9 protein-coding genes are annotated in these 11,882 nt (G+C 67.5%); 3 read left to right on the top strand and 6 right to left on the bottom strand.

Going from position 1 to position 11,882, the window contains the following annotated elements; all coding sequences use genetic code 11:
* Positions 1-8: 8 nt before the first annotated feature.
* Both AVTE2539_RS23200 and phbB read left to right on the top strand, forming a co-directional pair.
* A complete protein-coding gene (locus AVTE2539_RS23200; RefSeq protein ID WP_284414312.1) occupies positions 9-1,190 on the top strand; it encodes an acetyl-CoA C-acetyltransferase in 1,182 nt (393 codons plus the stop codon).
* Between the two features lie 221 nt (positions 1,191-1,411).
* Positions 1,412-2,149, top strand: a complete 738-nt coding sequence (phbB, locus tag AVTE2539_RS23195; RefSeq protein WP_272569516.1) for an acetoacetyl-CoA reductase — start codon at positions 1,412-1,414, stop codon at positions 2,147-2,149.
* A 396-nt stretch (positions 2,150-2,545) separates the two neighbouring features.
* On the opposite strand, the gene AVTE2539_RS23190 is transcribed toward phbB, so the two are convergent.
* The 6 genes from AVTE2539_RS23190 to dapC form a co-directional block, all read right to left on the bottom strand.
* Positions 2,546-4,591, bottom strand: coding sequence for an ABC-F family ATP-binding cassette domain-containing protein (locus AVTE2539_RS23190; protein ID WP_284414310.1), 2,046 nt, complete (start codon positions 4,589-4,591; stop codon positions 2,546-2,548).
* A gap of 144 nt (positions 4,592-4,735) precedes the next feature.
* Positions 4,736-5,677: a 50S ribosomal protein L3 N(5)-glutamine methyltransferase gene (gene prmB / locus AVTE2539_RS23185; RefSeq protein ID WP_284414308.1), complete on the bottom strand. Its 942-nt coding sequence runs from the start codon at positions 5,675-5,677 to the stop codon at positions 4,736-4,738.
* Positions 5,674-6,849, bottom strand: coding sequence for a succinyl-diaminopimelate desuccinylase (gene dapE, locus AVTE2539_RS23180; RefSeq protein ID WP_284414306.1), 1,176 nt, complete (start codon positions 6,847-6,849; stop codon positions 5,674-5,676). The genes prmB and dapE overlap by 4 nt, the downstream gene beginning before the upstream one ends.
* A 40-nt stretch (positions 6,850-6,889) precedes the next feature.
* Entirely contained in the window at positions 6,890-8,050 is a 1,161-nt protein-coding gene (locus tag AVTE2539_RS23175) for a PilT/PilU family type 4a pilus ATPase (RefSeq protein WP_284414304.1), read from the bottom strand.
* A gap of 83 nt (positions 8,051-8,133) precedes the next feature.
* A complete protein-coding gene (gene dapD, locus AVTE2539_RS23170; protein ID WP_272569511.1) occupies positions 8,134-8,958 on the bottom strand; it encodes a 2,3,4,5-tetrahydropyridine-2,6-dicarboxylate N-succinyltransferase in 825 nt (274 codons plus the stop codon).
* A gap of 8 nt (positions 8,959-8,966) precedes the next feature.
* Positions 8,967-10,169, bottom strand: coding sequence for a succinyldiaminopimelate transaminase (dapC, locus tag AVTE2539_RS23165; protein ID WP_284414302.1), 1,203 nt, complete (start codon positions 10,167-10,169; stop codon positions 8,967-8,969).
* Between the two features lie 212 nt (positions 10,170-10,381).
* Here dapC and AVTE2539_RS23160 point away from each other — a divergent pair, with 212 nt between their 5' ends.
* Complete coding sequence (locus AVTE2539_RS23160; RefSeq protein ID WP_284414299.1) at positions 10,382-11,878, top strand: methyl-accepting chemotaxis protein; 1,497 nt, start codon at positions 10,382-10,384, stop codon at positions 11,876-11,878.
* Positions 11,879-11,882: the final 4 nt, after the last annotated feature.

Raw genomic sequence — 11,882 nt, 5'->3', positions numbered from 1 at the left:
GGACTGATATGGAAGACATCGTCATCGTTTCCGCCGTTCGCACGGCCGTGGGCAAGTTCGGCGGCGTGCTCGCCAAGACCCCCGCCACCGAACTGGGCGCCATCGTCATCAAGGAGGCCCTGGCCCGCGCCAAGGTGCCGCTGGACCAGGTCGGCGAAGTCATCATGGGCCAGGTGCTGACGGCCGGCGTCGGCCAGAACCCCGCGCGCCAGGCCATGATGAAGGCCGGCGTGGCCAAGGAAACCCCCGCCCTCACCATCAACGCGGTCTGCGGCTCGGGCCTGAAGGCCGTCATGCTGGCCGCCCAGGCCATCGCCACGGGCGACAGCGAGATCGTGGTGGCCGGCGGCCAGGAAAACATGAGCCTGTCGCCCCACGTGCTCAACGGCTCGCGCGAAGGCCAGCGCATGGGCGACTGGAAGATGACCGACACCATGATCGTCGACGGCCTGTGGGACGTGTACAACCAGTACCACATGGGCATCACCGCCGAGAACGTGGCCAAGGAACACGGCATCACCCGCGAGCAGCAGGACGCGCTGGCCCTGGGCAGCCAGCAGAAGGCCGCCGCGGCGCAGGACGCCGGCAAGTTCGCCGATGAGATCGTGACCGTCAGCCTGGCGCAGAAGAAGGGCGACCCCGTGCTCTTCAACGCCGACGAGTACCTCAACCGCAAGACCAATGCGGAAGCCCTGTCGGGCCTGCGCCCGGCCTTCGACAAGGCCGGCTCCGTCACCGCGGGCAATGCGTCGGGCCTGAACGACGGCGCCGCCGCCGTGGTGGTGATGAGCGCCAAGAAGGCCGCCGAACTGGGCCTGGAGCCGCTGGCACGCATCGTGTCCTACGGCACCAGCGGCCTGGACCCCGCCACGATGGGCATGGGCCCGGTGTCTGCCACCCGCAAGGCCCTGAAGCGCGCCGGCTGGACGGCGGACGACGTGGACCTGTTCGAGCTGAACGAGGCCTTCGCCGCCCAGGCCTGCGCGGTGAACCAGGCTTTGGGCCTGGATGCCGCCAAGGTGAACGTGAACGGCGGCGCCATCGCCATTGGCCACCCCATCGGGGCGTCCGGCTGCCGCGTGCTCGTCACGCTGCTGCACGAGATGAAGCGCCGCGGCGCCAAGAAGGGCGTGGCCGCCCTGTGCATCGGCGGCGGCATGGGTGTGTCGCTGGCGGTCGAGCGGGCCTGAACGGCGCGCGGTGCTTCGACCGCCGCTCTTCTGCTGCTTCAAGCCAAAAGCCGCACTTCGGTGCGGCTTTTTTTCGCCCGCTGCGTGGCTGCTGCGGTTCTGATAGCACCCGGGGCCCGCATGGCTTTGTCAAAATTTGTGTGGCTCGGTGTTTTCCTCAGCGGCCGGGCGTGGAATCTTGGTTAGAGTGCTCGCGTGAATCGTTGATAAGGAGAACTCACATGAACCAGAAAGTAGCGTATGTCACAGGGGGCATGGGTGGCATCGGAACGGCCATCTGCCAGCGTTTGCACAAGGATGGTTTCAAGGTCATCGCGGGCTGCGGGCCCACGCGCGACCACGCCAAGTGGCTGGCCGAGCAAAAGGCGCTGGGCTACACCTTCCATGCCTCGGTGGGCAATGTCGGCGACTGGGATTCCACCGTGGATGCCTTCACGGCCACGAAGGCCGATCACGGCACCATCGACGTGCTGGTGAACAACGCGGGCATCACGCGCGACCGCATGTTCCTCAAGATGTCGCGCGAAGACTGGGATGCGGTCATCGAAACCAACCTCAACAGCATGTTCAATGTGACCAAGCAGGTCGTGGGCGACATGGTGGAAAAAGGCTGGGGCCGCATCATCAACATCAGCAGCGTGAACGGCGAGAAGGGCCAGGCCGGCCAGACCAACTATTCCGCCGCCAAGGCCGGCATGCACGGCTTCTCGATGGCGCTGGCACAGGAACTGGCGACCAAGGGCGTGACGGTGAATACCGTGAGCCCGGGCTACATCGGCACCGACATGGTGAAAGCCATCCGTCCCGACGTGCTGGAAAAGATCGTGGCCACCGTTCCGGTCAAACGCCTGGGCGAACCGAGCGAGATTGCATCGATCATCGCCTGGCTGGCCTCGGAAGAGGGCGGCTACGCCACGGGGGCCGATTTCTCGGTCAACGGCGGCTTGCACATGGGCTGAACGGCGGATGCCGCTTTTCGCGGCACCCGTCAAGGCAACAAAAACCCCGCCGAGGCGGGGTTTTTTCAATTGGGGGAGAAGGGAAGGAGGCGCTGGCGGAGGCTGTGGTGTCGAGGTGACCTGAGCCTTCTGGGCCGGAGCGCCAGCCCTCAGAGGCGGGCCGGTGCGCGCTTGCGGTCGCGTTCGTCTTCGGGCCAGGCGGACATGATAGCGGTGGTAGTCATACGGTTATCTCCTGTGATGGATGAACAACGCCCCGCCCGGAAGGCCCGTTGACAGAAGAATGCAAAAAAACGCAACCAGTTGACGGCGATTTTTTTGCTCCTAAAAACGTAGCTAATCAATGAGTCCCCATTTGCCACTGGATCGGAATTCAGTGGCAATGGTTACATGGTTTTACGCTTCGCCGACTTGAGATTCGAGAGCTTCCACCTCGGATGAAATTTCCAGCCAGCGCTCTTCGAGCTGGTCGGTTTCATCGGCACAGGCTTTCAGCCGGCGCCCGTTTTCCGCGATTTCGGCCGGCGGCAGTGGCTGGGTCAGGCGTTCCTCGATCTCGGTTTTCTCGGAGGTGAGCGCGGCCAACCGCTGGTTGACCTTCTCCAGCTCGCGCTTCAAGGGGCGGGTTTTCTCGGCCAGCTGCTGCCGGGCCTGGGCACCCAGCTTGCGTTGCTCCCGGGCATCGCGCGCCACGAGCGCAGCGGCCACTGGCGCGGGCGTCACCGAAGGCGCAGGGGCAACGGGGGCTGCCACCGGCGCAGCGGCCACCACCGGCGCCACGGGCGCCGACGAAGCCGCGGACTCGGCCGCCTTGGCCTGCTCGCGCAGGCGTTTGGATTCTTCCAGCAGGTAGCGCTGGTAATCGTCCAGATCGCCGTCGAACGGGCCGACTACGCCCCGTCCCACCAGCCAGAATTCATCGCACACCGCCCGCAGCAACGCCCGGTCATGGCTGACCAGCATCACGGTGCCTTCGAACTCGTTGAGCGCCATGGACAGCGCCTCGCGGGTGGCCAGGTCCAGGTGGTTGGTGGGCTCGTCCAGCAGCAGCAGGTTGGGGCGCTGCCAGACGATCATCGCCAGCACCAGGCGGGCCTTTTCGCCGCCGCTCATCGTGCCGACCGACTGCTTGACCATGTCGCCGGAGAAGTTGAAGCTGCCCAGGTAGCTGCGCAGGTCCTGCTCGCGGCTGGGCTCGCGGGCGTTGGGGCCCAGTTCCTTGGCCAGGCGGATCATGTGCTCCAGCGGATTGTCGGAAGGTCGGAGCACGTCCAGTTCCTGCTGCGCGAAATAGCCGATCGACAAGCCCTTGCCCTCGATGATCGAGCCGGCCAGGGGCTTCATCTCGCGCGCGATGGTCTTGACCAGCGTGGACTTGCCCTGGCCGTTCGCGCCCAGGATGCCGATGCGCTGGCCTGCCAGCACGGAGCGGCTCACGTGCCGCAGGATGGTCGTCGGCTCGCCTTCCTCGGGCGTGTACCCGAACGACGCGTCGCTGATCGCCAGCATGGGGTTGGGCAGGTTGACCGGCTCCTTGAATTCGAACGTGAATTCCGCCTCGGCCAGCAGGGGGGCGATCTTTTCCATGCGCTCCAGCGCCTTGACCCGGCTCTGTGCCTGTTTGGCCTTGCTGGCCTTGGCCTTGAAGCGGTCGATGAACTTCTGCAGGTGGGCGATCTTGTCCTGCTGCTTGGCGAACGAGGCTTGCTGCAGTTCGATCTGCTGGGCACGCAGTTCCTCGAAGCGGCTGTAGTTGCCGCCGTAACGGTTCAGCTGGGCGTTCTCGATCTGCAGCGTGACGTTGGTGATGGCATCGAGGAATTCGCGGTCATGGCTGATCACGATCAGCGTGCCGGCGTAGCGCTTGAGCCAGGCTTCCAGCCACACCAGGGCGTCCAGGTCCAAGTGGTTGGTGGGTTCATCGAGCAGCAGCAGGTCGCTGGGGCTCATCAGCGCCCGCGCCAGTTGCAGGCGCATGCGCCAGCCGCCCGAGAAGCTGTTCACGGGGTGTTCCAGCTCGGACACGCGGAACCCCAGGCCCAGGATCAGCGCCTGGGCGCGCGGCACGGCGTCGTGGTCGCCGGCATCGGCCAGGTCGGAATAGGCATGCGCGATGGCCATGCCGTCCTCGTCCTTTTCGGCCTGAACCAGGGCCTGGCGCAGTTCGGCCAGGCGCGTGTCGCCGTTCAGCACGAATTCGGTGGCCGACTCCGAGGTCTCCGGCATGTTCTGCGCGACCTGGGCCATGCGCCACTGCGGCGGAATGAAGAAGTCGCCGCCATCCTCGTGCAGCGTGCGGTTGAGCAGTGCGAACAGGCTGGATTTGCCCGCGCCGTTGCGCCCGACCAGGCCCACGTTCTCTCCGGGGTTGATGGTGACGGAGACGCGGTCGAGCAGGACCTTGGCGCTGCGGCGCAAGGTGACATTTTTGAGTGTGATCATCGATAAGAACCAGCAAGGGCGTTCAAAAAACGCCCGAAGAAAAAACGGGGGCTGGATGGCAAGCACCAGCCCGGCGCGCGCCGCAAACGGCGGCCCGCGCGAAGGGAGCAGGGCGCCTGGGCGCCCCCGGTCGGCGGCGCGAAATCAGGTCGGGTGTGCCACCAGTGCCTCACGGGTGATCAGCAGCACCTGGTCCTCACCGGCGCTCGTGTCGAGCCAGAACACAGGCAGGTCCGGAAAGGCGGCCTCGAAATGGCTGCGCTCGTTGCCGATCTCCAGCACCAACACGCCGTCTTCGCTCATGCAGCCGGGCGCCTGCGCCAGCAGGCGGCGGACGAAGTCCATGCCGTCCTGACCACCGGCCAGGGCCAACGCGGGCTCGGCACGGTATTCCTGGGGCAGCGCCGCCATGCTCTGGGCATTCACGTAGGGGGGGTTGCAGAGGATCAGATCCCACGGGCCCGGCACAGCGTCCAGTCCGTCGGACTGTTGCAAGGCCACGCGGTCCTGCAGGCCGTGCTTGTCCACATTGATGCGGGCCACGGCCAGCGCTTCGGGCGAGATGTCGGCCCCGGTGATCTGCACGTCCGGATAGACCATGGCCGCCAGGATGGCCAGACTGCCGTTGCCGGTGCACAGGTCCAGCACGGCCCGCGTCTGCTCGCCCAAAAATCCGTCGATGCCGCCGTCCGGTAGCGGGTTCACCAGCAGTTCGGCGATGAAGCTGCGCGGCACGATGGCCCGTTCGTCCACATAGAACGGAACGCCCTGCAGCCACGCCTCGCGCGTCAGGTAGGCCGCGGGTTTGCGGGTGGCGATGCGCTCTTCGAACAGCGCGGCCACGCGGGCTTGATCGGCCGCAGCCACGGGGCGGGCGGAGACGGGCTCCAGGCCATCGTCCAGCGGCTCGTCCAGGGCAATGCCCAGGCGCCACAGCACCAGCCACACGGCCTCGTCGCGCGCATTGGCGGTGCCGTGCCCGAAGGCCACGCCCGAGGCCTCCAGCCGCGCGGTGCCCGAGGCGATCAGGGCGCCGACCGTGTCGCCATGCACCTGAGCCCCGGTGGTTTGCGCCGTTTCGCTCATGCGGCCGCCTGTGCGTTCAGATGCTCGAGCGTGCGGCGGTAGATGTTCTTCAGCGGCTCGATGTCGGCCACGACCACGTGCTCGTCGATCTTGTGGATGGTGGCGTTGGGCGGGCCCAGTTCGATCACCTGCGGGCAGATCTGCGCGATGAAGCGGCCGTCGCTGGTGCCGCCGGTCGTGGACAGCTCGGTGTCCAGGCCCGTTTCATCCAGCACCGCCTGCTGCACGGCCCGCACCAGTTCGCCCGGCTCCGTGAGAAAGGGCTGCCCGCCCAGGGTCCAGGACAGGCCGTATTCGAGGCCATGGCGGTCCAGCAGCGCATGCACGCGCTGCTTCAGGCCCTCGGCCGTCGATTCGGTGGAAAAGCGGAAGTTGAAGTCGATCACCACCGCGCCCGGGATGACATTGGTCGCGCCCGTGCCGCCGTGCATGTTGCTGATCTGCCAGCTGGTGGGCGGAAAGAAGGCGTTGCCCTCGTCCCAGCGGATGGCGGCCAGTTCGGCCAGCGCCGGCAGGGCCTGGTGGATGGGGTTGCGCGCCAGTTGCGGGTAGGCGATGTGGCCCTGCACGCCCCGCACGGTGAGCCGCCCGCTGAGGGTGCCGCGGCGGCCGTTCTTGATCATGTCGCCGGTCTTCTCGACCGACGTGGGTTCGCCCACGATGCAGTAATGCAGCGCCTCGCCACGCTCGCGCAGCCGATCGACCACGACCTTGGTGCCGGCCACCGAGGGGCCTTCTTCGTCGCTGGTGAGCAGGAACGCGATCTGCAGGTCCGGCTCGGGCGTGGCCGCCAGGAACTCTTCCACGGCGACGACGAAGGCGGCGATCGAGGTCTTCATGTCGCTCGCGCCGCGGCCATATAGCTTGCCGCCGCGGTGCATGGGCGTGAAGGGATCGCTGCCCCATTGCTCGACGGGGCCGGTCGGCACCACATCGGTGTGGCCGGCGAATACTACAGTTTTGATAGCGCCATGCCCTAGTGCTGATTGTGCTGCGGGCCGTTTTGCCCAAAGGTTGCTGACGCGGAAATCGTCCGGCCCGCTGTCCATGCGTTCGCAGTCGAAGCCGAGCGGCCGCAGGCGGTCGGCCAGCAGATCCAGGCAGCCCGCGTCGTTCGGGGTGATGGAGGGGCGGGCAATGAGCTGTTCGGCCAGGTGCAGGGTTCGGGACATCGTGTGGGCAGGCGGTTCGGGCGAAGGAGGGCGGGGCGGGTCAGGACGGCTTGACGTCCAGCACGATCTCGGTGAAGGACGGCAGGTCTTCCTCTTCCCGCGCGGCCTCGCTCTGCGCTTTGGCGTTCTTGGAGGCCAGGGAGAAATCGTTTTGCAGCCGCCACATCAGATTGGTGGGCGAGTCGGCATAGGCCATGCCTTCCTTGCGGTCGATGCGGCCTTCGAGGATGAGCTGGGCCAGCGCCTCCTCGAACGTCTGCGAGCCTTCGGCCATGGACTTTTCCATGGCTTCGCGCACGCCCGAGAAGTCGCCCTTCTCGATCAGGTCGCCCACCAGCTTGGTGTTGAGCATGACCTCGACGGCGGGTACGCGATCGCCGGCCGGGGTGCGCACCAGGCGCTGCGAGACGATGGCCTTGAGCGCCGAGCCCAGGTCGCCCAGCATGGTGGGGCGCACCTCGACGGGGTAGAAGCTCAAAATCCGGTTGAGCGCGTGGTAGCTGTTGTTGCCGTGCAGGGTGGCCAGGCACAGGTGCCCCGACTGCGCATAGGCGATGGCTGCAGACATGGTCTCGCGGTCGCGGATTTCGCCGATCAGGATCACGTCGGGCGCCTGGCGCAGGGCGTTTTTCAGGGCGGTCTGCAGCGACTGCGTGTCGGCGCCGATCTCGCGCTGGTTCACGATCGACTTCTTGTTGCGGAACTGGTATTCCACCGGGTCTTCCACGGTGAGGATGTGGCCGGTGAGCTGCTCGTTGCGGCTGTCGATCATCGAGGCGAGCGTGGTGCTCTTGCCCGAGCCCGTGGCCCCCACGACGAGCAGCAGCCCTCGCTTTTCCAGGATGAGGTCGCTCAGCACCGGCGGCAGGTTCAGCGAGGCGAGCGGCGGAATGTGCTGCGCGATGAAGCGGATCACCACCGCGTAGCTGCCGCGCTGGCGCATGGCGCTCACGCGAAATCGCCCGACGCCGGTGAGCGGCACGCCCATGTTGAGTTCGCCGGTTTCCTCCAGCTCCTCGATACGGTCGGGCGAGACGATCTCGGCCAGCAGGTTCTTCGGCGCGTCGGCCGGAAGCACCTGGCTGTTGATCGGCACGCACTCGCCGTTGATCTTGATCAGCGCCGGCGCGTTGGCCGACAGGTACACGTCCGACGCCCGCTTTTCGGCCATCAGTCGAAGAATCCGTTCCATCGTGCTCATGGGGATTGCTCTTTCGTTCGTCGGGGTGCGGGTCGCGGGTGGACGGGCGGATCGGATCCGGGGCGGTGCGGCGTGCGGTGCGATCAGTCGCGCAGCAGGTCGTTCAGGCTGGTGGTGGAGCGGGTCTTGGCATCCACCTTCTTGACGATGATGGCGGCGTACATGCTGTAGCGGCCATTGTCCTTGGGCAGGTTGCCGCTCACCACGACCGAGCCGGCCGGCACGCGGCCGAAGCTGGTCTCGCCGGTGGCGCGGTCGTAGATGGGGGTGCTCTGGCCGATGTACACGCCCATCGAGATGACGGAGTTCTCTTCCACGATCACGCCTTCGACGATCTCCGAACGCGCGCCAATGAAGCAGTTGTCCTCGATGATGGTCGGGTTGGCCTGCAGCGGCTCCAGCACGCCGCCCAGCCCCACGCCGCCGGACAGGTGGACGTTCTTGCCCACCTGGGCGCAGCTGCCCACGGTGGCCCAGGTATCGACCATGGTGCCTTCGTCCACATAGGCGCCGATGTTCACGTAGCTGGGCATCAGGATGGCGCCCTTGGCGATGTAGCTGCCGCGCCGCGCCACGGCGGGGGGCACCACGCGCACGCCGGTGGCGGCCATTTCCTGGGCCGACAGGTGGCCGAACTTCGTGGGCACCTTGTCGTAGAAGCCCAGTTCGCCGGCCTTCATGATTTCGTTGTCCTTGAGGCGGAACGACAGCAGCACGGCCTTCTTGATCCACTGGTGCACCGTCCACTGGCCCACGCCTTCGCGCGTGGCCACGCGCAGCTTGCCGTTGTTCAGCTCGGCGATCACGTGTTCCACGGCATCCTGCACCTCTTTGGGGGCCGCGGCGGGCGAGAGGCTGGCGCGGTTGTCCCAGGCGTTGTCGATGAGAGTCTGAAGTTGTTGGGTCATGGGTCGGTTCAGGGATGGGATTGGATGAATTGCACGATGCGCTGGGCTGCCTCCACGCATTCTTCGGCTTCGGCCACCAGGGCCATGCGGATGCGTTGCGCGCCGGGGTTGACGCCGCCGGCCTCGCGGGCGAGGTAGCTGCCGGGCAGCACCGTCACATTGTATTGAGCGAGCAGTTCGCGGGCGAACTGCGCATCGGTCAGGCCCAGGGCGTCGGGCACGCGGGCCCAGAGGTAGAAGCCCGCGTCGGGCAGCGCCACGTCCATCACTCGGGCCAGCAGCGGCGTGACTTCTTCGAACTTGCGGCGGTAGAGCGCGCGGTTCTCGTCCACGTGCTGCTCGTCGTTCCAGGCTGCGATGCTCGCGCCCTGCACGGCCGGGCCCATGGCGCTGCCATGGTAGGTGCGGTAGAGCAGGAAGGCCTGGATCAGCCGGGCATCGCCCGCCACGAAGCCGCTGCGCAGGCCGGGCACGTTGCTGCGCTTGGACAGGCTGGTGAAGGCGATCAGGTTGCGGAAGTCGGCGCGGCCGAGCTGGGCCGCGGCCTCCAGCCCGCCCAGCGGCGGTTCGCCCCGGAAGTAGATCTCGCTGTAGCACTCGTCCGAGGCGATGACGAAGCCGTAGCGGTCGCTCAGCTCGAAGAGCTTTTGCCATTCGGCCAGCGGCATGACCGCGCCCGTGGGGTTGCCGGGGGAACACACGAAGAGCAACTGCGTGTTCTGCCAGACGCTCTCGGGCACGCTGCCCCAGTCCACGGCGAAGTTGCGGGCCGGGTCGCTGGGCGCGTAGTAGGGCGTGGCGCCCGACAGCAGCGCCGCGCCTTCGTAGATTTGATAGAAGGGATTGGGGCAAACCACCGTTGCGCCCGCGCGCGTTGGGTCGATGATGGTCTGCGCGAAGGCGAACAGCGCCTCGCGCGATCCGTTGATGGGCAGCACCTGGGTGGCGGCGTCCACCGCCAGGCCGTAGCGCCGCTGCATCCAGTCGGCGAAGGCCTGGCGAAGGCGCGGCTCGCCGGCCGTGGCGGGGTAGCTGGCCAGGCCCGACAGGCTTTGGGTGAGCGCTTCCTTGATGAAGGCGGGCGTGGGGTGTCGGGGTTCCCCCATGCCGAGGCTGATGGCGCGGTGCGACGCCGGGGGCGTGACCCCCGCGAAGAGCTGTCGCAGCTGCTCGAATGGGTAGGGCTGCAGGTGGGAGAGCAGGGGATTCATGGGCCGCCATTATGGTGGATGGAGCGCGGTCTTCCGCCGGGCACGCGCCCACCGGCAGTGGCCCGGGGACGGCTCGGGCAGGGCGGTGGTGGCGGGCCGGCGCGCACCGTGTTCGTCGCCGTAAGCACCGTTTCGCGCCTGGCGTGTGTCAATCGTGCGTAAGTCGCAGCCTCTAGCATTCGCGCACTAAAAGCGCTTGGGGAGACATCGGAATGGGTTCATTTTCGCCAATGGGGCCGGGCGTGCGGCTGATGCGCCGCCTGGCGTTGCCCGCCAAGATGGCGCTGCTGTCGGGCACCGCGTTGGCATCGATGCTGGCCGTGGCGCTGGCCACACAGGGCCGGTGGTGGTGGTTCGCTGCCGGAAGCGTCCTGGTCGCCTACCTGGCGGCGGCGATGCACCGCGGCATGGCGGACGACCTCGCGGTGCTGGCCCATGCCATGGACAGCGCGGCGCGCGGCGACCTGGGGGCGCGGCCGCGCATCGCGGGGCAGGACGAAATGGCCCGACTGGGTGGCCTGCTGGAGCGCATGGTGCTCATGCTGTCGTCGATGGTGGCCGACATCCGCAGCAATGCCGCGCTGGTCGCCCATGCCGGCGAGAGCCTAGCCGCGGACAACCGGGCGCTGGCCGAGCGCACCGAGCAGCAGGCCGCCAATCTGGAGCAGACCGCCGCGAGCGTCGAACAACTGTCCTCCGCCGTGCAGCAGAACGCCGAAACCGCCCGCTCGGCGGACCAGCAGGCGGCCCAGGTGCGCACCTCGGCCGATGCGGGAGCGCAGGCCATGGACCGGGCGGTGCAGTCGGTCGAGGCCATCCAGCAGGGGGCCAGCCGCATGGCCGAGATCACGGCGGTGATCGACGGTATTGCCTTTCAGACCAACATCCTGGCGCTGAACGCGGCGGTGGAGGCGGCCCGCGCGGGTGAGCAGGGCCGGGGATTCGCCGTGGTGGCGTCCGAAGTGCGCTCGCTGGCCGGGCGATCGGGCGCGGCGGCACGCGAGATCCGCGACCTCATCGGCGACTCGGTGCGCCAGGTGGAGACCAGCGCGCAGCTGATTCGGGCGGCGGGCTCGGGCATCGCCGAGATGGCGGGCGGCGTGCGCAGCGTGGCCGCCAACGTGAGCGAGATATCGGCCTCCAGCGCCGAGCAGAGCACCGGCCTCAGCGAAATCAGCGCCGCCGTGCAGCAGCTCGACCAGATCACCCAGCGCAACGCCCAGATGGTGGGCCAGGCCGTGCACCAGGCCGAGGCGCTGGAACACCGCGCCTCCACGCTCTCGCGGGCGGTGATGTCGTTCCGCCTGCAGCAGGGCACGGCCGACGAGGCCAAGGCGCTGGTGGAGCGGGCCGCGGCCCTGGCGCGCACGGCGCCGCAGGCCAGCCTGCTGCGCACGCTGACGGACCCGGCCCAGCCTTTCCACGACCGGGACATGTATGTGTTCGGGCTGCGTCCGGACGGCACCTACCTGGCCTTCGGCGGCAATCCGGCCAAGGTCGGGTCCCGCGTGCAGGACATTCCCGGCATCGACGGCGCGGCGCTGATGGCGTCCATCGCGGGCCAGGCCGAGCAGGGGCCGGGGTGGGTGGAGTACAACATCACCAACCCGGCCACCGGCCGGGTGCAGACCAAGATGTCGTTCGTGTGCAAAATCGGGGAGATCTACCTGGGCTGCGGCGTCTACAAGTCGCTCATCGCTGCGGCCTGATCCT

This window comes from Acidovorax sp. SUPP2539 (assembly GCF_030158975.1).
In the GTDB taxonomy this organism is placed as follows: Bacteria; Pseudomonadota; Gammaproteobacteria; order Burkholderiales; family Burkholderiaceae_C; genus Paracidovorax.
The sequence above is the reverse complement of the archived record's forward strand: the minus strand, read 5'-3'. Positions and strand labels throughout refer to the sequence as shown.